This is a genomic window from Variovorax sp. TLI9-5A, assembly GCF_056867935.1.
This window is the reverse complement of sequence record NZ_CP200310.1, coordinates 3,248,168-3,273,752: the sequence shown is the minus strand read 5'-3', so window position 1 is coordinate 3,273,752 and position 25,585 is coordinate 3,248,168. Positions and strand designations below refer to the sequence as shown.

Below are 25,585 nucleotides of genomic sequence, written 5' to 3'. Positions count from 1 at the left end.
AAGTACGCACCCCCGACGCCAACGTATGAAGCTGCTGCTGGTCGAAGACGACCCCTCGATGCAAATCACCCTGCAGCGCACCCTCGGGCGCCGCCGCATCGATGTGCGCGTGTGCGGCGACGGCGCCGAGGCCGTCGCGCAGTGGCGCGCCATCGAGCCCGACGTGGTCGCCCTCGACCTGAGCCTGCCCAACGTCGACGGCCTGCAGGTGCTGGCCCAGGCCCGCGCCGAGGGCCTGCGCACGCCGGTGCTGCTGCTGACCGCGCGCGGCACGGTGGGCGACCGCATCGTCGGCCTGAACGCCGGCGCCGACGACTACCTGCCCAAGCCCTTCGACCTCGACGAGCTGGAAGCGCGCATCCGCGCGCTGCGCCGGCGCAGCCACGGCGTTGCCGGGCAGGACGCGGGGCTGAACCCGCAGGAGATCGGCGGACTGCGCTTCGAGCCCGACAACGGCGCCATCTACAACCGCGCCGAGCTGCTGGAGCTCACGCCGCGCGAGCTGGCGCTGCTGAAGGCGCTGATGATGAAGCCGGGCCACGCCGTGACCAAGGAGCGCCTGTTCGAGCTGGTGTTCCCGGGCGAGACCGACGTGCAGTACGAGGCCATCGAGGTGGTGGTGTACCGGCTGCGCAAGAAGCTCGCGGGCACCGGCGCGGTGCTGATGACCATGCGCGGCCTCGGCTATTTATTGCGCCCCGAGGCATGACCCGCGTCTCCTCGCTTCGTGCGCGGCTGCTGCTCGGCATCCTTGCGCCGGTGGCGGTGTTCATCGTGATCAACAGCGTGAGCCTGTACCGCCAGAGCCTCGCGGCCGCCACCACGGCCTACGACCGCACCCTGCTGGCGTCGGCCAAGACCATCGGCGAGCAGCTCGACGTGGAGGGCTACGACGAGATGGCACGGCTGCGCGCCATCGTGCCCTACTCCGCGCTGGAAGCCTTCGAGGCCGACAACCGCAGCCGGCTCTTCTACCGGGTCTCGGCACTCGACGGCGAGATGATCTCGGGCTTCGCCGAGCTGCCCTTCTGGCGCGGCCGCATTCCCGACCGGGGCGCGTATTCGGCGCTGGTCGACTTCTACGACGCGCAGTTCCGCAACCAGCCGGTGCGCGTGGCGGTGCTGCTGCAGCCGGTGGCCAGCGCCACCGGCCGCGGCATGGCCGTGGTGCAGGTGGCCGAGACGCTGGAGCTGCGCGAGACGCTGGTGCGCAAGCTGCTCATCGACACGCTGTGGCGCCAGCTGCTGCTGATGGGCGTGATCGCGCTGGTCACGGTGTTCGTGGTGCAGCGCGCCACGCGGCCGGTGCGCGAACTGGGCGAGGCCATCGAGAGGCGCCAGGCCGACGACCTCTCGCCCATCGACGCGCCCGACGCGCCGCGCGAACTGCGCCCGCTGATCGACGCCACCACCCAGGTCATGGGCCGGCTGCAGCGGCTGCTGGACCATCAGAAACGCTTCGTGCGCGACAGCGCCCATCAGCTGCGCACGCCGCTGGCCGTACTGAAGGCGCAGGTGCAGTCGGCGCAACGCGGCGACGTGGCGCCCGAGCAGGCGCTCGGCGAGATCAGCGGCACCGTGGACCGCGCGACCACGCTGGCCAACCAGATGCTGTCGCTCGCCAAGGTGGAGCAACTGCGCCAGCAGCCGGAGTCGGTGACGCTCGACCTCGGCGAGGTAGCGCGGCACATCGCGCTCGACCTGTCTCCGCTGGTGGCCGACAAGGCGCTCGACTTCGAACTCGCCATCGACGAGCGCACACCGGTGCGCGCCCACCAGTGGATGTTGCACGAACTCACGCGCAACCTGCTGCACAACGCGATCAAGCAGAGCCCGCCGGGAGCGGCGCTGTCGGTGACGGTGCGAACCGAAGGCGCCGACGCAGTGCTGGTGGTGCGCGACGGCGGCCCGGGCATCTCGCCCGAACTGCGCCAGCGCCTCTTCGCACCCTTTGCGGCGGGCAGCACCTCGAGCGGTTCGGGACTGGGGCTGGCGATCTGCCGCGAGATCGTGCAGGCGCTGGGCGGGCGCATCAGCCTCGACAACCGCACCGGGCCGGTCACGCATGATGGCAAGGCCGAACGGGTGGTCGGGCTGGACGCGGTCGTGCATCTGCCGCTCGCGCCCTTGCCGACACTGCCGTCTCCGCCGCCATCGCGGCACAATGCCTGACCTCCACTTCCAGATATTCATGGACCGTCTGCGCATCGACAAATGGCTCTGGGCCGCCCGCTTCTTCAAGACGCGCTCGCTGGCCGCGGAGGAAATCGGCAAGAACCGGGTGCAGGTGAACGGAGACATCGCCAAGGCCTCGCGCGAGGTCAAGGCGGGCGACACCGTCGCCATGCGCATGGGCCCGCTGACGCGGACCGTGACGGTGCGCGGCCTCAGCGGCCAGCGCGGGCCGGCGCCGGTGGCGCAGCAGCTCTATGAAGAAACAGCCGAGAGCCTGGCGGCGCAGGCCGCCTTTCGTGAGATGCGCCGCGCGGGCATCGAGCCGGCCCTGGCCATCGAGCAGGGCCGCCCCACCAAGCGCGACCGGCGCGAGCTCGACGGCGCGGTGCGCCACCATGCCGAGTGGGACAACCGCTGGAGCGCATCGCTGCCCGCGGACGACGACGAGTCCTGACCGATCGCTTACGCTGTGGGCTTCGTTGTTCTTCATCACGGAGTCCCGCTACATGGCCAGCTTCAAGAAATACCGCGTCAGCGGCAAGTTCAAGCTCTCCCACATCGACCCCGACGACACGCCCTTCTGCGAGGGCGATGAGAACGCGCAGCGCACCGAGCTCGATGCGCTGGCGGTGGAGCTCGACGAACTGCAGGACCTGCTGAACGCAGAGGGCAAGCGCAAGCTGCTGCTGGTGCTCCAGGGCATGGACACCAGCGGCAAGGACGGCACCGTGCGCTGGGTGTTCTCGCGCACCTCGCCGCTGGGCGTGCGCGTGACGGCCTTCAAGGCACCGACCGTGGACGAACGCGCGCGCGACTACCTCTGGCGCTGCCACGCCGTGGTGCCGCGTACCGGCGAGATCATGGTGTGGAACCGCAGCCACTACGAGGACGTGCTGGTGCCCGTGGTCGAAGGCTGGATCGACAAAGCCGAGGCGAAGCGCCGCTATGCGCAGATCAACGACTTCGAGCGACTGCTCACGGAAACCGGCACGGTGGTCGTCAAGTGCATGCTGCACATCGACAAGGACGAGCAGCGCGAGCGCCTGCAGGCGCGCATCGACACGCCCGGCAAGCAATGGAAGTTCAGCATGGACGACCTGGAAGTGCGCACCAAGTGGAGCGCCTACCAGCAGGCCTACCAGAACGCGCTGTCGGCCACGTCGACCGACCACGCGCCGTGGCATGTGGTGCCCGCCAACAGCAAGCGGCACCGCAACGTGATGATCGCGCAGCTGCTGGTGAAGACGATGCGGCAGATGAAGCTCAAGCCGCCGCCGCCCGATCCGGCGCTCAAGGGAATGATCGTCAAGTAATAAAGAAAACGGGCCCGCATCGCGGGCCCGTTTTTGTATTGGCCAGCCTGCCGAAACTCAGGAGCGGCGCACCGCCGCCTGCGCCAGCACGCGGCACTTGCCGAACTCGCAGCGCACCGCCCAGGTTCCACCGTTGTCACAAGGCACGTTGTAGGTTTCGTAGCCGGGGCCCTTGGCCGTGAGTTCGGCGCGCGGCTGCAGGTTGCAGCGGCCGGCCTTGGCCAGCGTTTCGACGTTGTAGGTATCGACGCCGGTGCGGCGCGGCTTGACGATCACGCCCGGATCGAAGGTGTTGCCGTAGAAGGTGTCGCGCACGTTCGGGTCGAGGTTGCGGTAGCCCCGCTTGGCCATGCAATGCACGATGGCGATCTGCTGGTGCTCGGCGATCAGCTCGGAGCTGGGGCGGCCGTTCCAGTCGATGATGGCGGCGGTGATGCCGGTGTAGGACGCCGCGGCCACGATGCCCTGCCCGTGCACCGTGATCAGGCCCAGGCCCAGCGCGCCCCACATGGCGTCGCCGGTTTCGCTGCGTGCGGTGATGCGGTTGGCGGCGGTGCGGCAGTCGGCCACGTCGTTGTCGTAGCGCACCTTGTCCACGCCTTCCATGGCCACCATCGGCACATAGGAAGTGCCCCTGCCCGTTCCGGGTTCGGTGGGGGTGGTCGGAGCGCTGGCACAACCGGCCAGGGCCACGGCGGCAAACGCAATGCTCAGCAGCAGCTTCATGCAATCCCTCGTCTTCTTCGCGATAGTTGCGCGGATTTAACCATACATATAGTTACTCTTGAATCGTCTTGTCGTGAATGCACGACGGCCGGCGCCGTTGGAACGGCATGCGACGATGCCGGGCGAAAGCCCCGCCCACCAATGAAGACCAAGACTCCCGGCAAGCTCCTTTTCCCGTTCCTCACCGGCTGCGTGATGGCCGTCCACCCCTTCTGCGCCACGGCGCAGACGCCCGCCGACCTGGCCCGCAAGAACGCCTGCCTGGCCTGCCACGGCCTGGTCCACAAGCAGGTGGGCCCGGGTTTCGCGCAGATCGCCGAGCGCTATCGCGGCGACGGCGGGGCAGCAGCGCGGCTGGCCGGGAAGATCCGCGACGGCAGCGTGGGCACATGGGGCCGCGTGATCATGCCGAGGCAGACACAGGTTTCGGAGGCCGACGCGCAGGCGCTGTCGCAGTGGATCCTGTCGCAACCCACACCGCGCTGAGGCCCATCCGGAGGCGGGACACCGCTCGCTTGGTAACAAAGTGAGAAAATAGGTTACATAAACCTCCGCATCAGCCTCGGCTGCGGCACCTTCCAGCATCCCTTGAATTACCGCCCCGCACCCTTCTTCGCCAACGTGGTGCTCGTTCTCTCGATTGCACTTCTGGGCATCATCGGCGCCTATCTGGTGGGGGCGACCGGCGTGCGGCAGTCCGACGCGCTGCTGCACATGACCCACGCCGATTGGCAGGTCGACGATGCGGAGGGCTTCAGCGCACCGCCGTCCCGGCAGGACAGCAGCGCCCTGCCGCAGGACTGGAAAAAGGTCGAACTGCCCCTGGCCCTGCCCATCGCGCTGCTGAGCCAGGCCGGGAACACGTCCACCAGCACGACTCGCACCACCTGGATCAGGCTCGGCACGCGCGGCCTGCCGGCCAGCTCCGGCCCGCTGGCGCTGTACGGCGCGCGCATCAAGACCGACGGCACCATCGCGGTCTATGCCGACGGCCAACTGGTGCATCGCGCCCAGCAGTCGGGCCCGCTGTGGAACAGCACACGCACGCCGCTGTGGGTGCAGCTCGACGACCACGGCGCCGCCAGCAACGCCCCGCCCGCCGAGATCCTTCTGCGCCTGGAACACACCCGCAGCGCCCAGGTGGCGCTGTCCTCGCTGTGGATCGGCCCGGTCGATGCGCTCAGGGGCCGCCACGGCATGCGCCAGTGGTTGCAGCAGGAACTGCCCGCGATGCTCGGCGCCGCATTCATGGCGGTGGGCGTGTTCGCCCTCTTCGTCTGGTTCAGGCGCCGCGACGAAACGGGCTACCTGCTCTTCTTCAATCTCTCGGCCACTTCGTTCATGCGGGGGCTGCACTTCTACGTGAGCCTGCCGGTGCTCAACGACTGGTTCGCGTGGCTGACCGTCAACTCGCTCTTCTGGCTGGTGATGGTCGTGCACTTCTTCCTGCGCCAATTGCATGGGCGGCAGCTGCTGTGGCTCACCCGGGGCGTGGTCGTGACGACGACGGCCATCGGCATCGTCACGATTCCCGGCCTCGCCATCGTGCAGAACACGCCGCAGGTGACGCCGCTGATCTACGCGGTCGCCGCGATGATGGGCACCGCGGTGTGCCTCGTCGGCGGCATCAGCGCATGGCGCCGCTCCACCGAGGGCCGGCTGGTGGCGGTGGGGATCGGCATCTGTGTGCTGCTCGGCGTCACCGACTGGCTGCTGCAGAACAACTTCATCAGCCCCGAAGGCTGGTACCTCGGCGCGTATACCAACGCCGTCACCTTCAGCGTGTTCGGCGTGCTGATGTACCGCCGCTACGTGCAGGCCATCGGCGAAGTCGAGGAACTCAACGCGAGCCTCGCGCACCGCCTGCAGGCACGCGAAGCCGAGCTCGAGATCAGCCACCGCCGCCTGCGCGAAGTCGAGCGCCTGCAGACCATCAGCGACGAGCGCCAGCGGCTGATGCAGGACATGCACGATGGGCTGGGCTCCTCGCTGGTCAGCGCCATCCGTTCCGTCGAAAGCGGCGGCATGAGCGACGACAGGGTCTCGCAGATTCTCAAGAGCTGCCTGGACGACCTGAAGCTCACGCTCGATTCGCTGGAGCCCGTCGAAGCCGACCTGCTCCTGCTGCTCGCCACGCTGCGCTACCGGCTCGAACCGCGCCTCGAAGGCACGGGCGTCTCGCTGCGCTGGGAAGTGCGGGAGCTGCCCGCACTGGAATGGCTGGACCCGTCGAGCGCGCTGCACATCCTGCGCATCGTGCAGGAGGGCATCTCGAACATCCTGCGCCACACGCGCGCGACCGAGATCCGCGTCGGCACCTCGCTCGACGGTGCGGGCGTGCGCGTGACCATCGAGGACAACGGACAGGGCTTCGACGTCGACAAGGCCATGGCCTCGTCATCGGGCCGGGGCCTGCAGAACCAGCGGCGGCGCGCGCGTTCGATCCACGGCACCGTCGGCTGGGAATCGCTGCCTACGGGAACGCGCTTCGTGCTGTGGTTGCCGCTGCGGCGGCAGGCTCAGGCGGCCTGACGGGCTGGCGCCACCTCCGCGCGCGAGACGATGTCTCGCAGGTCCGCTCCCGCCGCAAGAGTGCCCATCACGCCGGCATGCCGGCCGCCCAGGCGCGATTCGATGAAGCGCTGCGCGACCGCCGCGCCGCCGTGCCTCAGCATCTCGCTCGCCTGCAACGCGAGCGCCATGCGCGTCACGAGTGCGCGCGCGTTGCCTTCCTCGATCGCACCGGCGCCCAGGTCGTCACGCAGGCTCGCGATGAACTTCGCGTGCGCCGCGTTGCCCGCCGCCTGCGGCACCGAAACCTCGTCGAGGAAGACTTCGAGCGAGCCCTTCTCGCGCCCGAGCGCGCGCACCACGTCCATGCACATCATGTTCGTCGTGCCTTCCCAGATCGAGTTGAGCGGCGCCTCGCGGTACAGGCGCGCAATGGGGTTCTCCATGATGAAGCCGTTGCCGCCGTGGACCTGCAGCGCTTCGTAGACGAAGTACGTTGCGCGCTGGCAGTTCCAGTACTTGACCACCGGCGTCGCGACGCGCGCGAGAAGCCGCTCGCGTTCGTCCGATGCCATGGCGTCGGTCGCGCGCGCCACGCGCATCGCCGAGAGCATGGCGGCTTCGCTTTCGAGTGCGAGGTCCGCCAGCACATTGGTCTGCATGGCCAGGTCGGCCATGCGGCGGCCGAAGCCGTCGCGCGTCGATGCGTGGCCGATCGCCAGCGTCAGTGCCTGCCGCATCAGGCCGGCCGAGCCGACCGCGAAGTCCAGCCGAGTCAGGTGCGCGTGCGAGAGGATCTCGCGGATGCCTCGGCCCTCCTCGCCGACCAGCATCGCCCAGGTCTTGTTGAACTCTACCTCGCTCGATGCGTTGGAGCGGTTGCCGCACTTGTCCTTCAGGCGCTGCACCGCGACGCGGTTGGCGCTGCCGTCGGGCAGGAAGCGCGGCACGAAGAGGCAGCTCACGCCCGACTTCGTCTGCGCCAGCGTGTAGAAGCCGTCGGAGGTCGGCACCGAGAAGAACCACTTGTGGCCGGTGATGCTGTAGACCTGCACGCCGTTCTTCTCGGTTCCGACGAAGGTGGCGGTGGTCTGCGTCTGGCGCAGGTCGGAGCCGCCCTGCTTCTCGGTCATGGCGTAGCCGATCACGGCGCCCGTCTTCTGCGAAAGCGGAACGCGGCGCGGGTCGTACTTGCCGGAGAGCGTCTTCTCTCTCCATTCCGCGAACTCGGGCCGTCCTTCGAAACCCGCGCACGCGGCGTACGCCATGCCGGTGGGGCAACCGGTGCCGTTCTCGACCTGGTTCCACAGGTAGCTGAGCACGGCGCGCGCGAAGTGGCCCGAGCTTTCGCTGGTGGTCCACGCAAGGCCGGGCACGCCATGCGAGAAGGCCAGGCTCATGAGCTGATGCCATGCGGGATGGAACTCGACCCAGTCGAGCCGGTTGCCGAAGCGGTCGTGCGTGCGCAGCTGGGGGTTGTGCTCGTTGGCCAGTCGCGCGAGGTCCTGCACCTGCTCGTCGCCTGCGAGTGCACCTACGGCCGTCGCGTGCGGAATGCTCCATGGTGCATGGCGCTCGACCAACTCCCGTAGCGCCACGTCGCCGGTGAATGCGTTGTGGCCGATGCATGGCTCGGCCTGGTTGAATACCTTGTGCGTTTCGGCGCCCGTTTCGACGCCATTGGCCAGCGAAAACTGAAACGCCAGTTCGGTGCTCTCGAGAGGCATGTTCATGAAGGTCTCCAATGAGTGGCGGCAAGGTGACTGCGCCGCGAAGCATGGTGAGGCATTCCTCGCCGTTCGTGAATCTGATCTTTCCCGGGCCCTCTCGCGATTTCGCGGGCCGCCGAATGGCACAGCGTTTGCTTGATCGGGGCATCGAGGCCGGAGGCTTTCCGCTTCCACCAAGATCGCGCTGTAATCACCGGAACAAGGCGGCCTTGCTCACCATTCAGGTGCCATCGATCGGTCGGACGACGCTGGATGAATGGCTGCATGGCAACCGCTGATGCAAACGGAGGTTTTCGTTGGCCAAGCTGGACCCTCTGAACACGTCGCGCTACTGGCATGCGCCCGGCCTGCCGGGCATGGACATGCTGCACGCCGACTTCACCACGCACGAATACGCGCCTCATGTGCACCACTCCTTCGTGATCGCGGTCACCGAGGTCGGGGGTGCGGAATTCAAGAGCCGCGGCCGAACGGGCGCGGCGCACCAGCAGGCGCTGCTGGTCTTCAACCCGGCCGAGCCGCACTCGGGGCGCATGGCCGGCAGCCCGCGCTGGCGCTATCGCTCCTTCTACCTGGCCGATCCGGGCATCCGGCACCTGATGACGACGCTGGGCATGGACCAGGCCCGCTACTTCGACTCGAACGTCTACTGCGACGACGAGCTCATCGCCAGCTTTCTCGAGCTGCATCGCGCCTTCGATGAGGACGGCGGGCAGTGCGACCCGATGCGGCAGCAGGAACTCTTCGTGCACACCTTCGGCACGCTGTTCCAGAGGCATGCGCAGCAGGGACATCGCGTGCTTCCGGTGCCCGCCGACACCAGCGTGCTCGCGCCGGTGCTGGAGTTGGTGCGCGATACCTTTTCCGAAAGGCTCACCCTCGAGGCGATGGCTGCGGCCGCGGACCTCACGCCCTTCCAGCTGATCGGTGCGTTCAACCGCGCAATCGGACTGACGCCGCACATGTACCTGACGCAGCTGCGGCTCAGGGCGGCCATCAGCCATCTCACCGCCGGCAGGCCTCTCATCGAGGCTGCAGTGGCCAGCGGCTTCTACGACCAGAGCGCCCTCACCCGGCATTTCAAGCGCACCTTCGGCATGACGCCGCTTCAGTACGTCCGCGCGCGGATCAACTGAAGCGCCGACGCTCTTTCTCCACCCGTTTTTTTTTGCACCCGGCTCGCGCGGCACGCACCGCGCCGGAGCCGGCTTTGCCATGCCCGCACCGCATTCGGAACCTTTTTCTGAATTCGTCCGAATCTCTTTTTTCCGCAATGGCCCGGCGCCGCAATTTTTACCAATACGGCTTCCTGCACGCTGTCTATCGTGCAACCAAATGGCCTCGGCTATTGCAAAGTAATCAGTTGGTTTTCAATGGCGTTTAACACACAGGTGCCCCATGCAAAATGTTGATCGCGGTATTACTGGTTCTTCCCTCGCAGGCTCCGCAATCCTGCTCGAAATTGGTGCGGAGTACGGAGTCATCGAATTTCTCCAGAATTCGGAAGTCGTGGACGCCGCGGCGGCGGCCAGGTCCTGCGGAATAAAGGAGTCGGTGATTTCCGCCTACCTCGACTCCCTGAGCAAGGCGGGAATCATCGAAGTGCTGAGCCCGAAGGCTCCTGCCACCTACAAGGTCGGCAGCAATTTCGAGGAGCTGATCAACGAGGTCGGCTACCTCTCCTGGGCATTGCGCGCCTGCGCGCCCCTGATCAACAACGCGAAGGAGTTCTCCGAGAACAACGAGGAAGCGCAGCTCAAGTACCCCCGCAGCGGCGGGCTGGTGGCGCGCACCTCGAAGTGGATGGGAGAGAAGTCCTTCTATCCGCAGCCCGAAGACGCCATCGTCGCGATGGCACCAAAGAAAATCGTGGATCTTGGATCGGGCTCGGGCGGCTTCCTGATCCGCATGCTGCGCAAGATCCCGGGCTCCACCGGCGTGGGCATCGACCTGAGCGCATCGGCCACCGAGCAGGCCGTTCGCGCCGCCGGCGAAGCCGGAATGAGCGACCGGCTCCAGTTCGTGACCGCCCCCATCCAGGTGCTCGTGGAAGACCCGTCGCTCATCAAGGACGCGGACATCATCCACGCCGGCTTCGTCATGCACGACCTTCTTCCGGCGGAAGAAGAAACGCTCGATGCATTGCTGCGCGCCTGCTGCGCCCACGCGATCAAGGGCACGCTGATCATCGTCGACGCAATTCCGGTCGCCCAGTCGAATTGGGAAAAGCCGTTTGCGGCCGCGTTCAACCACCTGCACAACCATTTCATGTCCAGAAGGCTCCTGAGCGAGGAGGAATGGAGTGAAAAGCTTTTCCGCGCTGGATTTTCAAATGTCCGGATTGAAGTACTCGACCACCCTGGAGGGCGCATGTTGATGGCAAGCAAATAAACAGGAAATCAATTGATTGGCGATCGAATTCTCCCCATGGCATTTTTTCAACCCACTGTGATTAGGAGCAAGAAATGAACGTAACCATTTCCGATCTGGTTGATAGGGTCAAAAGTCATCGGTGCTACTCGCACCCGATTTTCAAGAATTGGGCCAAGGTCGAACCGGAGCCGCCCGTCGTCGGCGCCCTGTTCCATCAGATCCAGAGCTTCTGCGCCTCGACGCGCCCGGGCTGGAGCTTTCCCGACGCGCTGAAGAAGCACGGCCTGCACAGGCAGAGCGAGCTGCTCGAGGAAATCGTCGAAAGCGAATCGGGCCACGGCCCCGAACTCGCGACGATGGCCGGCTACATCGTCAACCAGTCGGCCGAAGCACCCGTGTTCTCCGACCTCTACAACCAGGAGAAGGTCGAGGCGAAGCTCAAGGCCTTCTCCGACCAGCTGCTCGGCTCCCTGCCCGGCTACGACATGGAAACCGGCCTGACCACGCAGGTGCGCAAGGCCATCGGCGTGTTCGACCACCGCAAGCTGACGGACATCGAGAACACCTACCGCAACCTGGGCACCACGCTGGCGCTGGAGATGATCTCCAACCAGCAGCTGATTCCCGGCGAGAAGTACTGCCTGGTCGACAGCGGCATCTACAACGCCGATCTCGAGAAGCCCGAAATGCACTACCTGCTGGAGCACTGGGGCGAAGTCGGCGCCGAGCAGCATCACGAGCAGAACGCGCGCACCGCGGTCGAGCTCGCGCTGAAGACGGAATACGCCCACCTCGTCGTCGAAGGTGCGGACGACTTCCTCGATTCGCTGACCGGCCTGTGGGACGTTCTGGACGCGGCGCTGCTGCAGTCCGGCGTGTCGGCGCAGACGCAGCAGCGCAAAGTGGCCTACGTGTAGCAACGGGCTGCAAGCAGCTGTTGCGCTAGTTCCGGATAGCCACATGGTCGCCTATCTGATCGGCCGGATGTCCATCGTGAATCCGGACCAATACAACCAATACAAGCAACTCACGCCCGGCATCGTCGAGAAATTCGGGGGCAGGTTTCTGACCCGGGGAGGCGAGCGCATGCACCTGGAAGGCGCTCACGATGACAGGCGAGTGGTTCTTGTCGAGTTCAAGACCGCGGACGCGGCGAGGAAGTTCTACGAGTCACCCGAATACACCCACGCAAGAGGGTTGAGAAAGGACGCTGCGGTCGACATGCAGCTCATGGTGATCGAAGGATTCGAGGGCCCACCAGGCTGACTGGCCAGCTCTTCGGCACCACGTCCACTTGAGGTTTCATTCACAACAAATCGCCCGATACGACCGATGGAGACTCGGTCGCATCGAAACAAATATGACGACAACCATCGCTCTACCGGCTGCTTCGAAGAGCAGCTTCTTTTCATTCGTCGCGCTACTACTGGGCGCGGCGGCGTTGGCGCTGGGCGGCGTTTTCCTGCGCCACAGCGAGCTACCGCCGACCGCGAGCGCCGTCTACAGGGTTGCACTGGCAATCCCGATCTTCTTCCTGCTCGACATGCTCGCGGCAAGGGCCGAGTCGGTGCCCGCGGGCGTACAGCAAGCCGCCCGGCAACCCGCGCCGGGCATTCCCTTCAAGCTCATCCTCGTGGGCTTCATCTTCTCGGGCAATCTCGCGCTCTACCACTGGTCGATGACGCTGACCACGCTGGCCAACTCCAACCTGCTCGCGAACCTCGCGCCCATCTTCGTGGTGCTCGGCTCCAACATCTTTCTCGGAAAGAGGTTCAAGCGGGGCTTCCTGTTCGGAATGCTGTTCGCGCTGACCGGCGCCTTCATCCTCATAGGCCACCGGCTCGACTTCGGCTCCAACTACATGGCCGGCAACCTGCTGGGGCTGCTGACCGCCGTGTTCTACGGCTCCTACCTTCTGGCGGTCAGCCTCGTGCGCTCCAACTACCGCACCATGACCGTCATGGCATGGAGCAGCGTCGGCACGCTGATCATCCTTTTGCCCATCACGCTGCTGCGCGGCGAATCGCTGGTGCCGCACACGATGCAAGGCGTGCTGATGCTGGTGGCGCTCGCGGTGGTGTCGCACGTCGGCGGCCAGGGCCTCATCGCCTATGCGCTGGCCAAGCTCCCGGCCGCGATGTCGTCGATCACCCTGCTGATACAGCCCGTCATCGCCACCGTGTTCGGCGCCTACCTGTTCCACGAGTATCTGAGCGCCACCGAGTTCGTGGGGGCCGTGGTCATCCTGGCGGGCATCGTGACGGCCCGGCGTTTTTCCTGAGCAAGAAGCAACCCCGCAAGCAATCAAGCATCCCGCACAACCGAGGAATTCATGTCTCCGTATCTCTGCCACATCGAACCCGACCGTTTCGAATTCGAGGCCGACGTCATCGCGCGCCGGCCGAATGCTGTTCTTCTCGACAAGTCCTATTTCTATCCGGGTGGCGGCGGGCAGCTGGCGGATCGCGGCACGCTGCGCTGGAACGGAAGCCAGCTCAGAATCGACCGCATCGAGATGGAGGGCAGGAACGCCTGGCACTACTTCGACGAGGCCGACATCGGCAAGGTGCCCGGTGACAAGGTCATCGCCAGCGTCGACCAGGACTTCCGCTCGATGATGTGCCAGCTGCACACCGGCCTGCACATCCTCAACGCCCTCGTCTACCAGCGCTTCGAAGGCTCTTTGGTCACCGGCGTGCAGATGGCGGCCGACGGCACGGCCCGCATCGACTTCGACCTGCCCACGGTCGACAACAACGAACTGCGCAAGCTCGAACCCGAGCTCAACAGCCTGATCTCCGACGGGCTGCAGGTGAACGCGGTGTATCTCGATGCCGCGGCACTCGCGAGCGAGCCCGGCGTGCTGCGCAGCCGCTCGGTTGCGCCACCGGCCCAGGACGACGGCACCACGCGCATCATCGAGATCGTGGGCCTCGACCGGCAGGCCTGTGGCGGCACCCATCTCTCGAAGACTTCGCAATCGGCGCCGCTGCGCATCATGAAGATCGAGAACAAGGGACAGCACAACCGGAGAATCCGGATCGGGCTGGTCAAGTAGGTCAAGTAGCGCAGGCAGGTCGTCAACACACAGAGAGGCAGGCAGCACATGACGGTCGAAGCGGCTCTTCCACGCCCCTTGCCCGAGGGCTTCCTGCCTCCGAACTGCAGCTACCCCGAGCAGGACTGGCCCGTACTCGCGCGGCAGTGGTTTCCGCTCGTGCGCGCCGACGATCCGCTCGTGAAGCCGAGGCAGGTCGTGCTGCTGAACCTGCGCCTGGCGGTCTACCGCATGCCCGACGGCATCCGCATCGGCCGCGACATGTGCCCGCATCGCGGGCTGCCGCTGAGCAGCGGGCGCATCGAGGGAGAAGAACTGGTCTGTGCGTACCACGGCCTGCGCTTCGGCTCCGACGGGCAATGCCGGCTGGTTCCGGAGAAGCTCGCACCCAAGACGGCGGATTGCTTCAGGATCACGGCGTTTCCGGCTGTCGAGCGGCATGGGCTTATCTGGACTTGCCTGATTCCTGAAGACGAGGCATGGATGCCTTCAATCTCCTCTGAAGTCGAGAATTCTCCGCAGGATGGCATGACGTCCATCTTCAAACTTTCAATCGAATCCCTAGTTGATTCACAGAAAGATCTCGCTCTTGACGAGCTGCAAAGACTTCTCGAAGAGTTGGGCTTCGGCAGCATGCCAAGCGCCCTGGCCTCCTCTGGCGCCTGAACTTTCTCCGCCAGAAATTTTCGCCAATATCACGGCACTTCTCCCTGTCATGCTTGACCTCAAAGCGAGGCCAACACATGACGCAATCATTTCGCCAAGCAAGCACTGAAATCCTGCCGCTATGCGGCTCGCAGCCCGATGTCCGTCCGGTGGAGCTGCTCCTGTATCTACGTCGCCTGCTGCTGTTCCTAGCATCCTCCAGCAGGCATTGACAAGGCGGCCTTCCACAGCTCGAAGCAGGTCCGCACTCGTTCACCCGAATTCGAAAAAGAACCAGATGACAGTCTTCTCCACCGAGTCTTTCGCGGACCACGAACAGGTTGTTTTCATATCCGATGACCGGGTCGGGCTCCGGGCCATCATCGCCATCCACAGCACGAAGCTCGGGCCCGCGCTGGGCGGCTGCCGGATGTATCCGTACGCCGACGAGGCTTCCGCCCTGCGCGACGTGCTCCGGCTCTCACGCGGCATGACCTTCAAGGCCGCCGCCGCGGGGCTGGGCCTGGGCGGCGGCAAGTCGGTGATCCTCGGCGATCCGCGCAAGAGCAAGACGCCCGACTTGCTGCGTGCCATGGGCGTGGCGGTCAACCGCCTCGGCGGGCGCTACATCACGGCCGAGGACGTCGGCACCACGGTCGACGACTTCGCCTGGGTGCGGCAGAGCACACGGCACGTGGTCGGCCTGCCGGAGGCGCTGGGCGGCACGGGCGACCCGTCGCCGACCACGGCGCTGGGGGTCTACCACGGCATCGTGGCCGGCGTCGCGCACCGGCTGGGCCGCGACCTGCGCGGACTGACGGTGGCCGTGCAGGGCCTCGGCAACGTCGGCTGGAGCCTTTGCCGGCTGCTCTGCGAGGCAGGAGCGCATCTGGTGGTGTGCGACATCGATCCGGTGCTCGCGGGCAAGGCCGCAGCCGAGTTCGGCGCGAAGATCGTCGAGCCCGATGCGATCTACGCCGTGCAGGCCGACGTGTTTTCCCCCTGCGCGATGGGGGCCGTCGTCAACGACAAGACGCTGCCGCAGATGCGCTTCCGCGTGATCGCGGGCGGCGCGAACAACCAGCTCGCGCGCGACGAGCACGGCCGGCAATTGCGAGAAAGAGAGATCCTCTACGCGCCGGATTTCGTCATCAACGCGGGCGGCCTGATCCGAGTGGCCTCGGAGCATGAAGGCTTCAACCGCGCGAAGGTGGATTCGCAGGTGGAAGGCATCGGCGCCACGCTGCGCCGCATCTTCGAGCTCGCCGACCGCGATGGCATGCCGACCCAGTCGGCCGCGATGCGGCTCGTGCAGGAGCGCCTGGGCAGCGGCGGCAAGCCGGGCAGCGCCGCCACCAGCACCGGCAATGCCAACGAGCGGCCCCTTGCCGAGCGCGTCGCATGAACACCATCGACATCCTGCGCGCCCTGGTGGCATTCGACACGACCTCGCATCGCTCCAACCTCGACCTGATCCACTGGATCGCCAACTACCTCTCGGGGCACGGCGTGAAGGTGCAGCTGGTGCACAGCGACGACAGGCGCAAGGCCAACCTGCTCGCCAGCATCGGCCCCGGCACCGCCGGCGGCATGGTGCTCTCGGGGCACAGCGACGTGGTGCCCGTGACCGACCAGAACTGGAGCGCCAGCCCCTTCACGCTGGTCGAGCGCAACGGCCGCCTGCACGGGCGCGGCGCGGCCGACATGAAAGGCTTCATCGCCGCCTGCCTGTCGGCCGTGCCCTCGTGGCGGCGGCAGCCGCTGCGCCGTCCGATCCACCTGGCCTTCTCCTATGACGAGGAGATCGGCTGCCTCGGCGTTCCGCAGCTCGTGGAGCGCCTGAAGACGCAGGTGGAAGCGCCCGCGCTGGCCATCGTCGGCGAGCCGACCGAGATGCGCGTCGGCGTGCGGCATCGCGGCTTCTTCGGGCACCGCGCGCTCTTCACCGGGCTGCCCGCGCATTCGAGCGATCCGTCCCTGGGCGCCAGCGCGATCGAGCCCGCGGCCTATCTCGTCACGCGGCTGGCCGGGCTGCGGCGCAACCTTGCGGGGCGCGGCGGCGAGGCCACCATCAACATCGGCCAGATCAACGGCGGCACCGCAATCAACATCGTGCCGGGCTGCTGCGAGGTGCTGTGGGAATTCCGCCCGCAGGACGAGGCCACCGCCCAGCTCGTGCGCGACGCGGTTCGCGATGCGCTGGCCGACCTCCCCGCCGGCGTGACGGTCGAAGCCAGCCAGGTCGCCGGCGTGCCGGCGCTTTCGGCGCGCGACAACGACACGGCCGTCTCGGTGGCGCGTGAACTCGGCGCGCTCTGGCCCGAAGCGGAACTGCCCTTCGGCACCGAGGCCGGCTTCTTTCAGCAGGTCGGCATCTCGACAGTGGTGTGCGGCCCCGGCTCCATCGCGCAGGCGCACCAGCCCGACGAATGGATTGCCGCAAGCCAGCTGCAGGCGGCCGACCGCTTCATGCAATCGGCCGGGGCATGGGCCCTTTCCAAGGCCGCCACCTGTTCAACGACTCCAACTCTCAAGACAGCATGAAAAACCTTGACGCTGCCGCGCTGGCGGACGCCACGAGCAACTTCGCTCCCATCTCCTCCACCCATGACACGCACGCCGCCCCCGCGCAGGGCGCGCGGACCCGGGACGCCTCGCGCCGGACCATCCTCGCCGCCGTCATCGGCAACACGCTGGAGTGGTTCGATTTCGCGGTCTACGGGTTCTTCGCGCTCACGATCTCACGCCTGTTCTTTCCCACGGGCGACGAAACCTCGTCGCTGCTGCTGACCGTCGCGACATTCGGCGTGGGCTTCGTGATGCGCCCCGTCGGCGCGGTGGTGCTGGGTGCGCTCGGCGACTCGCGCGGACGCAAGGCCGCGCTGTCCACGACGATCCTGCTGATGGCGCTGGGCACGGCCATGATCGGCTTCGCGCCGACGTATGCCGACGCGGGCCTCTGGGCGCCAGCGTGGATCGTGCTGGCGCGGCTGATCCAGGGCTTTTCCGCCGGTGGCGAGGTCGGCGGCGCAACCGCGTTCCTGGTCGAGCACGCGCCCAAGGGCCGACGAGGCTACTTCGCGAGCTGGCAGCAGGCGAGCCAGGCCGGCGCGCTGCTGCTGGGCTCGGTCTTCGGCGCGACGCTGACCGACGTGCTCACGCCGGAGCAGCTCCAGGCGTGGGGGTGGCGCGTGCCCTTCCTGTTCGGCCTGATCATCGGACCGGTGGGCTGGTACATCCGCACCCGCACGCACGAGTCCGAGAGCTTCGAGCAGGTCAAGGCGGCCAACCGGCAGGCGTCTCCGCTGAAGAAGGCGCTGGGCTCCTACCGCAAGGAAATCATCGCCGGCTTCGGCGTGACCATCGTGTGGACGGTCTGCACGTACTTCTTCCTGGTCTACATGCCGACGTATGCGGTGCGCACGCTGAAGCTGCCGCAGAGCGTGTCGCTGTGGGCCAACGGCGCGGGGCTGATGGTGCTGGTGGTGCTCGCGCCCTTCTTCGGCGCGCTGTCGGACCGGATCGGGCGCAGGCCGCTGCTGATCGGCTTCGCCACCGCGATCCTGGTGCTGGCCTATCCGGCGCTGTGGCTTCTCACGGCCGTGCCCAACCCGTCGACGCTGACCATCGTGCTGCTCGTCTTCGCGGTGCTGATCGCCGGCTTCACCGGCCCCGCGCCCGCCGCCATGGCGGAGCTCTATCCGCCGGAGGTGCGGTCCACGGGCCTTTCCATTGCCTACAACTTCGCTGTCACGATCTTCGGGGGCTTCGCGCCCTTCATTGCAACGGCGCTGATCGCGCGGACGGGGAATCCGCTCGCTCCCGCCTGGTACGTGGTGTTCGCCGCGGCGGCCAGCCTCGTCGCGCTGCTGGCGGCCGGCTCGGCCTTGCGCAACAGGGACTGACCGACAACAACGCAACCGACCGCTCCCTCAAAAAAGAAAACACCGCATGCCAGACCTGAAAGACACCCTGAACCTGCTGAAGACACCGTTCCCGATGAAGGGAGACCTGCCGAAGCGCGAGCCCGCACTGGTCGAGCGCTGGACGCAACAGCGCATCTACGCGCGGATGCGCGAAGCGGCCGCCGGGCGCCCGCCGTTCGTCCTGCACGACGGCCCGCCGTACGCGAACGGCGACATCCACATCGGGCACGCGGTGAACAAGGTGCTCAAGGACATGGTCTTCAAGAGCCGTTTCTTCGACGGCTTCGACTCGCAGTGGATTCCGGGCTGGGACTGCCACGGCATGCCCATCGAGCACCGCATCGAGCAGATGAACGGCCGGGGCCTGCCGACCGAGCAGGTGCAGAAGCTGTGCCGCGACTACGCCATGCAGCAGACGCTGAGCCAGAAGAAGGACTTCCTGCGCCTGGGCCTGCTCGGCGACTGGGACAGGGCCTTTCGCACCATGGACTTCGAGACCGAGGCCAACGAGATCCGCTTTCTCGACCGCATCCGGCAACGCGGCCTGCTGTTTCGCGGCCAGAAACCGGTGAACTGGTGCGTCGATTGCCAGTCGGCGCTGGCCGAGGCCGAGCTCGAATACGCGTCAAAGCGCTCGACGACGGCGTATGTGGGCATGCGGGCGATGGACGCGGCCGATCTGGCGTCGCGCTTCAAGTGCGCCGTTGCTCCCGGCAAGCAGGCTCGCATCGTGATCTGGACCACGACGCCCTGGACGCTGCCCGGCAACGCCGCCGTGGGGCTGGCTGCCGAAGCCAGCTACGGCCTGTACGACACGCCCGACGGCATGCTGGTGCTTGCAGTGGAGAGCGGCGCCAGGCTGCTGGGCGCCTTCGGAATCGAGCATGAACTGCGCGCCGTCGCGCCCGGCATCGAGCTCGCCGGAACGATGCTGAAGCATCCGCTGCAGGACATCGCGGTGCCCATGGTTGCCGCCGATTTCGTCTCGCTGGACACCGGCACCGGCCTCGTCCACCTCGCGCCAGCGCATGGCGCGGAAGACTTCGAGCTGTGCCGCGGCCTGGGCATCACCGGCGACAACGTGATCGACGGCGCCGGCCGCTTCGTGCCCGGCCTGCCGGTGATCGGCGGCATGGCGCTGGAGGAAGGCAGCAAGGCGATCCTCGAGATGCTGAAGGCCGATGGCTCGCTGCTCAGGCAGGAGCGCATCGAGCACTCGTACCCCCACTGCTGGCGGCACAAGACACCGATCCTGTTCCGCTCGACCACGCAATGGTTCATCGGCATGGACCGGCTCGCGACCGGCGGCGAGCACACGCTGCGCGAGACGGCACGCGAGGCGATCCGCGACGTGCCCTTCTACCCGGCGACGGGCCGCTCGCGCATGGAGGCGATGATCGACGGCCGGCCCGACTGGTGCATCTCGCGCCAGCGCGCATGGGGCGTACCTCTCGCCTTCTTCGTGCGGCGCAGCGACAACTCGCTGCACCCCGAGACCGCGCGGCTCACCGAGGAAGTGGCGCGGCGCGTGGAGCGCGAAGGAATTTCCGCCTGGGCAAGGCTGAGCCCGGCGGACCTCGGCGTGGACGAGGCGGAGTTCGAGAAGCTGTCGGACACCCTCGACGTGTGGTTCGACTCCGGCTCCATCCACGCCACCGTCTACAGGGACGCGCGACGCCCCGACGCGCACGCCTATCCAGCGGACCTGTACCTCGAAGGCTCCGACCAGCATCGCGGCTGGTTCGGCTCCTCGCTCATGACGGGCTGCGCCGCGGACGGCCGCGCGCCCTTCAAGGCCGTGCTGACGCACGGCTTCGCCGTCGACGGAAACGGCAAGAAGATGAGCAAGTCGCTGGGCAACACCGTCAGCCCGCAGCAAGTGGCCGGCACGCGGGGCGCGGAGATCATCCGGCTATGGATTGCGAGCACCGACTACTCGACCGACATCTCTGTTTCAGAAGAAATCCTGGACCGCGTCGTCGAGATGTATCGGCGCATCCGCAACACGATCCGCTTTCTGCTGCTGAACGTGTCGGACTTCGATGCGGGCGCGGATGCGGTGGCCGACAGCGATCTGGCGATCGTCGACCGCTACGCGATGGCACGCTGCCGCGAACTGGTCGAACAATGCCGCGAGAGCTACCGCGAGTACGACTTCGTCTCGGTGACGCGGCTCATCCACGGTTATTGCGCGGACGAGCTCGGCGGCTTCTATCTCGATGTGCTGAAAGACCGGCTGTACGCGAGCGCGCGGGACAGCCATGAAAGACGTTCGGCACAGACCGCGCTGCACGCCATCGTGAAGAACCTCCTGCTGCTCGCGGCACCGATCCTCAGCTTCACCGCGGAGGAAGCGTGGATGGTGCTCTTCGACGCGGAAAGAAATGACGGCAGCGTGTTCATCCACACCTGGGACGAAGTCGCCCCGCCCGCCACGGACGACGACCCGGATGTCGCCGAGTTCTGGCGACATGCAAGGCAGTTGCGCCCCGGCGTGATGAAGGCGATCGAGGACCTGCGTTCGACCGGGGACATCGGCCGCTCCAGCGAGGCGAACATCGTGATCGAGGCACCCGAGGAAGTCGTCGAGTCGCTCGCCCTGCTGGGTTCGGAACTGGCTTCGATCTTCATGGTCGCCGACGTGGCCCTGAGGGTGGGCAGCAAGGTCGACATCAAGGTCAGGCAGACCTCGTTCCTGCGGTGCAGGAGGTGCTGGCGGCACGACGCCACCGTGGTGGATGAAGACGGCGAGCAAGGGATGCTCTGCGAGCGGTGCCAGACGGTGCTGGCCGGGTTTCCGGAATTGAACGACGTCTGACGGCCCAGTCACGGGATCGATCCGGCAAAGAAAAAACCCCTGTAGCTGGAGAGCTACAGGGGTTGCATCTTGGCGGAACCGGAGGGATTCGAACCCTCGATGAGGCTCTACACCCCATACTCCCTTAGCAGGGGAGCACCTTCGGCCACTCGGTCACAGTTCCTGAAAGAAGCCGAGATTATGCCACTACTTAGGCGCCCGGCTGATCCAGATCGAAGGCTTTGTGCAGTGCGCGCACTGCCAATTCCATATATTTTTCGTCGATCACGACCGAAGTCTTGATTTCGCTGGTCGAGATCATCTGGATGTTGATGCCCTCTTCGCTCAGCACGCGGAACATCTTGCTCGCCACGCCGACGTGGCTGCGCATGCCGATGCCCACGATGCTGACCTTGCAGATCTTGGTGTCGCCGACCACTTCGGTCGCGCCCAGCGAGGGCATCACCTTCGACTGCAGCAGGTCGATCGTCTTCGCGTACTCGTTGCGGTGAACGGTGAAGCTGAAGTCGGTCTTTCCGTCCTTGCTGAGGTTCTGGATGATCACGTCGACTTCGATGTTGGCGTCGGCCACCGCACCGAGGATGTGATATGCGATGCCGGGCTTGTCGGGCACGCCGAGCACCGAGATCTTGGCTTCGTCGCGATTGAATGCGATGCCGGATACGACGGCTTGTTCCATGTTTTCGTCTTCCTCGAAAGTGATCAGCGTGCCGGACTTGGCCTCTTCATTGATGTCGATGTCCCACGGCGTGAAGCTCGAAAGCACACGCAGCGGCACCTTGTACTTGCCGGCGAATTCCACCGAGCGGATCTGCAGCACCTTGGAGCCCAGGCTCGCCATCTCGAGCATCTCTTCGAAGCTCACGGTCGTCAGGCGGCGCGCATCGGGCTCGACGCGCGGGTCGGTCGTGTAGACGCCGTCCACGTCGGTGTAGATCAGGCATTCGTGCGCCTTCATGGCCGCGGCGATGGCCACGGCCGAGGTGTCGCTGCCGCCACGGCCCAGCGTGGTGATGTTGCCGTCGTCGTCCACGCCCTGGAAACCGGTGATGACCACCACCTTGCCGGCATTGAGGTCGGCCATCACGCGCTCGCTGTCGATGCTCTCGATGCGTGCCTTGGTGTAGGAGTTGTCGGTGCGCACCGACACCTGCCAGCCGGCGTAGCTCACGGACTCGACGCCCTCGGCCTGCAGCGCGATGGCCAGCAGCGCCGACGAAGCCTGCTCGCCGGTGGAGGCCAGCATGTCGAGCTCGCGGTTGTGGGCCACGCCGGGTTTGCTGGGCGCCAGTTCCTTGGCCAGGCCGAGCAGGCGGTTGGTCTCGCCGCTCATGGCGCTCGGAACCACGATCATCTGGTGGCCCGCGCGCGCCCACTTGGCGACGCGCTTGGCGACATTCTTGATGCGCTCGGTCGAGCCCATCGACGTACCGCCGTATTTGTGAACGATCAATGCCATGGGTGAAATCAGAGAAAAGGAAAGGGCCGCTTGATGGGCGGCGCCCTGCAAGCGGTCAGAGCGAAGTCTTCGGCGAGGGCGAAGCATTGTACCAATGCAGGAAATCGCCCTTTCGTTCGACGAAACCGGCTGCCACCTTGAGGTGGATGCGATGGCCGCGCGTGGTGCAGGCGCGGACCTGGTCCAGCAGCTGGTCCAGCTGCGCCGCACTGGGCGCGCAGCCGTGCGACTGCATCAGCCAGTGGCGCAGCACATTGGCCTGGCGCGCGCGCGACAGCGTCTGCAGCGTGGCGATGCGCGGCGGGCTGCCCACGCTTTCCAGGTCCTGCGCGGCCAGCTCGTTCAGTAGCTGCTGCGCCTGCGCGGCGTGGCCCACGCTGCGCGCGAAGGTGGCGCGGAACTGCGGAAAGGCCTGCTCCAGCGCGGGCAGCAGCATGGAGCGGATCCTGTTGCGGGTGTAGCGCGCGTCTTCGTTGGTCGGATCCTCGATCCACGGAAGATCGCGGCCGGCCAGCCATTCGCGGATTTCGGCGCCTGCAACCGCGAGCAGCGGCCGGTAGATATCGAGCCCGTTGCGCCGCGCATGCGCCGGCATCGCCGCCAACCCCGGGAGCCCCGCGCCGCGCGACAGCGCGAGCAGCAGGGTCTCGACCTGATCGTCGGCATGGTGCCCCAGCGCGATGGACCTGATCGCCGCCCTCGCCCCATCCGCTTGTGCCATCACGGCAAACGCCGCGTAGCGAGCCCGGCGGGCGGCGTCTTCAGGACTTTCGCCCGCCGCATGCCGCGCATCGACGCGATGGACGACCAGCGGCACGCCCAGGCGCTCGCACATGGAGCGGCAATGCTGCTCGAAGCCGTCGGCCGCGGCCTGCAGCCCGTGATGCACGTGGAAGGCGACCACCTTTCCCGGCCAGCGCGATGCGCAGGCGGCCAGCAAGGCGGTCGAATCGGCGCCGCCGCTGAACCCCACCGCCAGCGGCCAGTGCGCCGGCTCGAACGCGGCAATGGCGCGTTCGAAAGCGGAGTTCATCGCTGCGCCGGGACGGGTGTTACCTGCCGCTGCTGTCGGCCTTGGTGTCGTTGAAGCGGCCGTAGCTCTGCAGGCGCTCGTAGCGGCGCTCCAGCAGCTCCTTCGGCTTCAGGTCGCTGACCTGGCGGAAGGCGTCGTTGAGGGCGCGCTTGAGGAACGCAGCCATCTGGCGATGGTCGCGGTGCGCGCCGCCCACCGGCTCGTTCACGATCTTGTCGACCAGGCCCAGCGCCTTGAGGCGGTGCGCGGTGATGCCCAGCGCGTCGGCGGCTTCCTGGGCCTTCTCGCCGGTCTTCCAGAGGATAGAAGCGCAGCCTTCGGGGCTGATCACGGAATAGATCGAATACTGCAGCATCAGCAGCTGGTCGCCGACCGAAATGGCCAGCGCGCCACCGGAGCCGCCTTCACCGATGATGGTGACGATGATCGGCACCTCGAGCTGCGCCATCTCGAAGATGTTGCGGCCGATGGCTTCCGACTGGCCGCGCTCCTCGGCGTCGATGCCGGGGTATGCGCCGGGGGTGTCCACGAAGGTGAAGACCGGCAGCTTGAACTTCTCGGCCGTCTTCATCAGGCGCAGCGCCTTGCGGTAGCCCTCGGGCTTGCTCATGCCGAAGTTGCGCGCGGTGCGCTCCTTCGTGTCGCGGCCCTTCTGGTGGCCGATGACCATGCAAGGCACGCCGTTGAAGCGCGCCAGGCCGCCCACGATCGACAGGTCGTCCGAGAAATGGCGGTCGCCGTGCAGTTCGACGAAATCGGTGAAGATTTCGTTGACGTAGTCCAGCGTATAGGGGCGTTCCGGATGCCGCGCGATCTTGGTGATCTGCCAGGGCGTCAGGTCGCTGTAGATGTCCTTGGTGAGCTGCTGGCTTTTCTTGCCGAGCTGATCGATCTCTTCAGAAATGTCGACCGCGGATTCGGTCTGCACATAGCGCAATTCTTCGATCTTTGTTTCGAGCTCCGCAATCGGCTGCTCGAAGTCGAGGAAGGTTCGTTTCGCCAACGTCTTCTCCTGTTTATTTCAATTTGCTGCCCGCCCATCCACCGCACCATCCATTCCAGGAACACCAAGGAACCGGCTTCGCCGGGCCTTAGGTGTTGCCCCCTTGAGGGGGTTGGCGAAGCGACACGAAGTGCGCGCAGCCTGGGGGTGTTGCTAATACGCGACTGGAGCGGGATCCAGCGATCGCCAAATATACCAAGTCGCCACGCTGCAATAAGGCGCCCACGCCACTGCGACGTCGCGGGCATCGCTGCGGCTGACGGGGTCGCCCGAAAAGTAGTTGACGCTGATGCCGTTGAGCAGCCCCAGGTCGTCCACGGGCAGCACGTTCGGGCGCATCAGGTGGAAGATGAGGAACATCTCCGCCGTCCAGCGGCCGATGCCGCGGATGGCCACGAGTTCCTCGATGATCTGCTCGTCGTCCATGTCCTTCCATGCATCGACGTGCACCAGGCCCGAATCGAAATGCAGGGCCAGGTCGACGAGGTACTCGATCTTGCGCGCCGAGAGCCCTGCCCCGCGCATGTCGTCGACCTTGAGCTTGAGCACGTTAGCCGGCGTCAGCTTGCGCGGCAGCGCGGCAAACTTGTCCCAGACCGACTGCGCGGCCTTCACCGAGATCTGCTGGCCGACCACGCTGCGCGCGAGCGTGGTGAACGCATCGCCGCGCGACTCCAGGCAGGCGTCGCCGAACTTCGGGATCAGCCGCTTCATCACGCGGTCCTTGCGCGACAGGTGCTTGCACGCCTCCTCCCAATAGTCCGGCGTGTAGATCTTGACGCTGGGCTTCCTGGGGGCAGGCATGGGGTTCGTCG

General features: G+C 66.2%; 24 protein-coding genes and 1 tRNA gene. 18 read left to right on the top strand and 7 right to left on the bottom strand.

What is annotated here, in order from left to right:
- The first annotated feature begins 25 nt into the window (after positions 1-25).
- Genes AC1VNX_RS15495 through AC1VNX_RS15480 form a run of 4 tightly spaced genes read left to right on the top strand, consistent with a single transcriptional unit; the run spans position 26 to position 3,488 of the window.
- Entirely contained in the window at positions 26-709 is a 684-nt protein-coding gene (locus AC1VNX_RS15495; protein ID WP_483157495.1) for a response regulator, read from the top strand.
- The gene (locus AC1VNX_RS15490; RefSeq protein WP_483157494.1) at positions 706-2,172 is read left to right on the top strand and encodes a sensor histidine kinase; all 1,467 of its coding nucleotides are present in this window, start codon (positions 706-708) and stop codon (positions 2,170-2,172) included. The genes AC1VNX_RS15495 and AC1VNX_RS15490 overlap by 4 nt, the downstream gene beginning before the upstream one ends.
- 19 nt (positions 2,173-2,191) lie before the next feature.
- Positions 2,192-2,629 (top strand): RNA-binding S4 domain-containing protein, encoded by a 438-nt coding sequence (locus AC1VNX_RS15485; protein ID WP_483161959.1) that lies wholly within the window; start codon positions 2,192-2,194, stop codon positions 2,627-2,629.
- Positions 2,630-2,681: 52 nt separating this feature from the next.
- Entirely contained in the window at positions 2,682-3,488 is an 807-nt protein-coding gene (locus AC1VNX_RS15480) for a PPK2 family polyphosphate kinase (protein WP_483157493.1), read from the top strand.
- A gap of 57 nt (positions 3,489-3,545) precedes the next feature.
- Here the strand turns inward: AC1VNX_RS15480 and AC1VNX_RS15475 are convergent, their stop codons facing one another.
- Entirely contained in the window at positions 3,546-4,214 is a 669-nt protein-coding gene (locus AC1VNX_RS15475) for a hypothetical protein (protein WP_483157492.1), read from the bottom strand.
- A gap of 141 nt (positions 4,215-4,355) precedes the next feature.
- Here AC1VNX_RS15475 and AC1VNX_RS15470 point away from each other — a divergent pair, with 141 nt between their 5' ends.
- Together AC1VNX_RS15470 and AC1VNX_RS15465 are read left to right on the top strand one after the other, a co-directional pair.
- On the top strand, positions 4,356-4,700 hold the full coding sequence (locus AC1VNX_RS15470; protein WP_483157491.1) for a c-type cytochrome: 345 nt from the start codon (positions 4,356-4,358) through the stop codon (positions 4,698-4,700).
- A gap of 102 nt (positions 4,701-4,802) precedes the next feature.
- Positions 4,803-6,746 (top strand): sensor histidine kinase, encoded by a 1,944-nt coding sequence (locus AC1VNX_RS15465; protein ID WP_483157490.1) that lies wholly within the window; start codon positions 4,803-4,805, stop codon positions 6,744-6,746.
- On the opposite strand, the gene AC1VNX_RS15460 is transcribed toward AC1VNX_RS15465, so the two are convergent.
- Positions 6,734-8,458, bottom strand: coding sequence for an acyl-CoA dehydrogenase family protein (locus tag AC1VNX_RS15460; protein WP_483157489.1), 1,725 nt, complete (start codon positions 8,456-8,458; stop codon positions 6,734-6,736). The genes AC1VNX_RS15465 and AC1VNX_RS15460 overlap by 13 nt on opposite strands.
- 11 nt (positions 8,459-8,469) lie before the next feature.
- Here AC1VNX_RS15460 and AC1VNX_RS15455 point away from each other — a divergent pair, with 11 nt between their 5' ends.
- From AC1VNX_RS15455 to ileS, 12 genes are all read left to right on the top strand, one after another.
- A complete protein-coding gene (locus tag AC1VNX_RS15455) occupies positions 8,470-8,733 on the top strand; it encodes a hypothetical protein (RefSeq protein ID WP_483157488.1) in 264 nt (87 codons plus the stop codon).
- Positions 8,734-8,751: 18 nt separating this feature from the next.
- Positions 8,752-9,591 carry an AraC family transcriptional regulator gene (locus AC1VNX_RS15450; protein WP_483157487.1) on the top strand — a complete coding sequence of 280 codons (840 nt, stop codon included), beginning with the start codon at positions 8,752-8,754 and terminating at the stop codon, positions 9,589-9,591.
- 262 nt (positions 9,592-9,853) lie between these two features.
- Positions 9,854-10,846, top strand: coding sequence for a class I SAM-dependent methyltransferase (locus AC1VNX_RS15445; RefSeq protein WP_483157486.1), 993 nt, complete (start codon positions 9,854-9,856; stop codon positions 10,844-10,846).
- A gap of 74 nt (positions 10,847-10,920) precedes the next feature.
- Positions 10,921-11,745 (top strand): hypothetical protein, encoded by an 825-nt coding sequence (locus AC1VNX_RS15440; RefSeq protein ID WP_483157485.1) that lies wholly within the window; start codon positions 10,921-10,923, stop codon positions 11,743-11,745.
- Positions 11,746-11,788: 43 nt separating this feature from the next.
- A complete protein-coding gene (locus AC1VNX_RS15435; protein ID WP_483157484.1) occupies positions 11,789-12,094 on the top strand; it encodes a DUF1330 domain-containing protein in 306 nt (101 codons plus the stop codon).
- Positions 12,095-12,188: 94 nt separating this feature from the next.
- On the top strand, positions 12,189-13,109 hold the full coding sequence (locus AC1VNX_RS15430) for a DMT family transporter (RefSeq protein WP_483157483.1): 921 nt from the start codon (positions 12,189-12,191) through the stop codon (positions 13,107-13,109).
- Between the two features lie 51 nt (positions 13,110-13,160).
- Positions 13,161-13,886 (top strand): alanyl-tRNA editing protein, encoded by a 726-nt coding sequence (locus AC1VNX_RS15425; protein WP_301511374.1) that lies wholly within the window; start codon positions 13,161-13,163, stop codon positions 13,884-13,886.
- A 48-nt stretch (positions 13,887-13,934) separates the two neighbouring features.
- Positions 13,935-14,552, top strand: coding sequence for a Rieske 2Fe-2S domain-containing protein (locus tag AC1VNX_RS15420; protein WP_483157482.1), 618 nt, complete (start codon positions 13,935-13,937; stop codon positions 14,550-14,552).
- A 277-nt stretch (positions 14,553-14,829) separates the two neighbouring features.
- Entirely contained in the window at positions 14,830-15,936 is a 1,107-nt protein-coding gene (locus AC1VNX_RS15415; protein ID WP_483157481.1) for a Leu/Phe/Val dehydrogenase, read from the top strand.
- Entirely contained in the window at positions 15,933-17,075 is a 1,143-nt protein-coding gene (gene argE / locus AC1VNX_RS15410) for an acetylornithine deacetylase (protein WP_483157480.1), read from the top strand. The genes AC1VNX_RS15415 and argE overlap by 4 nt, the downstream gene beginning before the upstream one ends.
- On the top strand, positions 17,072-18,436 hold the full coding sequence (locus AC1VNX_RS15405) for an MFS transporter (protein WP_483157479.1): 1,365 nt from the start codon (positions 17,072-17,074) through the stop codon (positions 18,434-18,436). Before argE ends, AC1VNX_RS15405 begins: the two co-directional genes overlap by 4 nt.
- A gap of 46 nt (positions 18,437-18,482) precedes the next feature.
- Positions 18,483-21,275 carry an isoleucine--tRNA ligase gene (ileS, locus tag AC1VNX_RS15400; RefSeq protein ID WP_483157478.1) on the top strand — a complete coding sequence of 931 codons (2,793 nt, stop codon included), beginning with the start codon at positions 18,483-18,485 and terminating at the stop codon, positions 21,273-21,275.
- 70 nt (positions 21,276-21,345) lie between these two features.
- On the opposite strand, the gene AC1VNX_RS15395 is transcribed toward ileS, so the two are convergent.
- The 5 genes from AC1VNX_RS15395 to AC1VNX_RS15375 all read right to left on the bottom strand — a co-directional run bounded on the left by AC1VNX_RS15395 (position 21,346) and on the right by AC1VNX_RS15375 (position 25,574).
- Positions 21,346-21,438: transfer RNA gene (locus tag AC1VNX_RS15395), tRNA-Ser, on the bottom strand.
- Between the two features lie 27 nt (positions 21,439-21,465).
- The gene (locus tag AC1VNX_RS15390; protein ID WP_483157477.1) at positions 21,466-22,734 is read right to left on the bottom strand and encodes an aspartate kinase; all 1,269 of its coding nucleotides are present in this window, start codon (positions 22,732-22,734) and stop codon (positions 21,466-21,468) included.
- Positions 22,735-22,789: 55 nt separating this feature from the next.
- Positions 22,790-23,767 (bottom strand): tRNA lysidine(34) synthetase TilS, encoded by a 978-nt coding sequence (gene tilS, locus AC1VNX_RS15385; protein ID WP_483157476.1) that lies wholly within the window; start codon positions 23,765-23,767, stop codon positions 22,790-22,792.
- A 19-nt stretch (positions 23,768-23,786) separates the two neighbouring features.
- A complete protein-coding gene (locus AC1VNX_RS15380) occupies positions 23,787-24,770 on the bottom strand; it encodes an acetyl-CoA carboxylase carboxyltransferase subunit alpha (RefSeq protein WP_126023862.1) in 984 nt (327 codons plus the stop codon).
- Positions 24,771-24,923: 153 nt separating this feature from the next.
- Positions 24,924-25,574: a DNA-3-methyladenine glycosylase family protein gene (locus AC1VNX_RS15375; protein ID WP_483157475.1), complete on the bottom strand. Its 651-nt coding sequence runs from the start codon at positions 25,572-25,574 to the stop codon at positions 24,924-24,926.
- Positions 25,575-25,585 lie beyond the last annotated feature (11 nt).

What these genes read in the sequence shown, in the direction of transcription:
- AC1VNX_RS15495 (WP_483157495.1), top strand. Translation starts at nt 26, where the DNA reads ATGAAGCTGCTGCTGGTCGAAGACGACCCCTCGATGCAAATCACCCTG.
- AC1VNX_RS15490 (WP_483157494.1), top strand. Translation starts at nt 706, where the DNA reads ATGACCCGCGTCTCCTCGCTTCGTGCGCGGCTGCTGCTCGGCATCCTT.
- AC1VNX_RS15485 (WP_483161959.1), top strand. Translation starts at nt 2,192, where the DNA reads ATGGACCGTCTGCGCATCGACAAATGGCTCTGGGCCGCCCGCTTCTTC.
- AC1VNX_RS15480 (WP_483157493.1), top strand. Translation starts at nt 2,682, where the DNA reads ATGGCCAGCTTCAAGAAATACCGCGTCAGCGGCAAGTTCAAGCTCTCC.
- AC1VNX_RS15475 (WP_483157492.1), bottom strand. Translation starts at nt 4,214, where the DNA reads ATGAAGCTGCTGCTGAGCATTGCGTTTGCCGCCGTGGCCCTGGCCGGT.
- AC1VNX_RS15470 (WP_483157491.1), top strand. Translation starts at nt 4,356, where the DNA reads ATGAAGACCAAGACTCCCGGCAAGCTCCTTTTCCCGTTCCTCACCGGC.
- AC1VNX_RS15460 (WP_483157489.1), bottom strand. Translation starts at nt 8,458, where the DNA reads ATGAACATGCCTCTCGAGAGCACCGAACTGGCGTTTCAGTTTTCGCTG.
- AC1VNX_RS15455 (WP_483157488.1), top strand. Translation starts at nt 8,470, where the DNA reads ATGAGTGGCGGCAAGGTGACTGCGCCGCGAAGCATGGTGAGGCATTCC.
- AC1VNX_RS15445 (WP_483157486.1), top strand. Translation starts at nt 9,854, where the DNA reads ATGCAAAATGTTGATCGCGGTATTACTGGTTCTTCCCTCGCAGGCTCC.
- AC1VNX_RS15440 (WP_483157485.1), top strand. Translation starts at nt 10,921, where the DNA reads ATGAACGTAACCATTTCCGATCTGGTTGATAGGGTCAAAAGTCATCGG.
- AC1VNX_RS15435 (WP_483157484.1), top strand. Translation starts at nt 11,789, where the DNA reads ATGGTCGCCTATCTGATCGGCCGGATGTCCATCGTGAATCCGGACCAA.
- AC1VNX_RS15430 (WP_483157483.1), top strand. Translation starts at nt 12,189, where the DNA reads ATGACGACAACCATCGCTCTACCGGCTGCTTCGAAGAGCAGCTTCTTT.
- AC1VNX_RS15425 (WP_301511374.1), top strand. Translation starts at nt 13,161, where the DNA reads ATGTCTCCGTATCTCTGCCACATCGAACCCGACCGTTTCGAATTCGAG.
- AC1VNX_RS15420 (WP_483157482.1), top strand. Translation starts at nt 13,935, where the DNA reads ATGACGGTCGAAGCGGCTCTTCCACGCCCCTTGCCCGAGGGCTTCCTG.
- AC1VNX_RS15415 (WP_483157481.1), top strand. Translation starts at nt 14,830, where the DNA reads ATGACAGTCTTCTCCACCGAGTCTTTCGCGGACCACGAACAGGTTGTT.
- argE (WP_483157480.1), top strand. Translation starts at nt 15,933, where the DNA reads ATGAACACCATCGACATCCTGCGCGCCCTGGTGGCATTCGACACGACC.
- AC1VNX_RS15405 (WP_483157479.1), top strand. Translation starts at nt 17,072, where the DNA reads ATGAAAAACCTTGACGCTGCCGCGCTGGCGGACGCCACGAGCAACTTC.
- ileS (WP_483157478.1), top strand. Translation starts at nt 18,483, where the DNA reads ATGCCAGACCTGAAAGACACCCTGAACCTGCTGAAGACACCGTTCCCG.
- AC1VNX_RS15390 (WP_483157477.1), bottom strand. Translation starts at nt 22,734, where the DNA reads ATGGCATTGATCGTTCACAAATACGGCGGTACGTCGATGGGCTCGACC.
- tilS (WP_483157476.1), bottom strand. Translation starts at nt 23,767, where the DNA reads ATGAACTCCGCTTTCGAACGCGCCATTGCCGCGTTCGAGCCGGCGCAC.
- AC1VNX_RS15375 (WP_483157475.1), bottom strand. Translation starts at nt 25,574, where the DNA reads ATGCCTGCCCCCAGGAAGCCCAGCGTCAAGATCTACACGCCGGACTAT.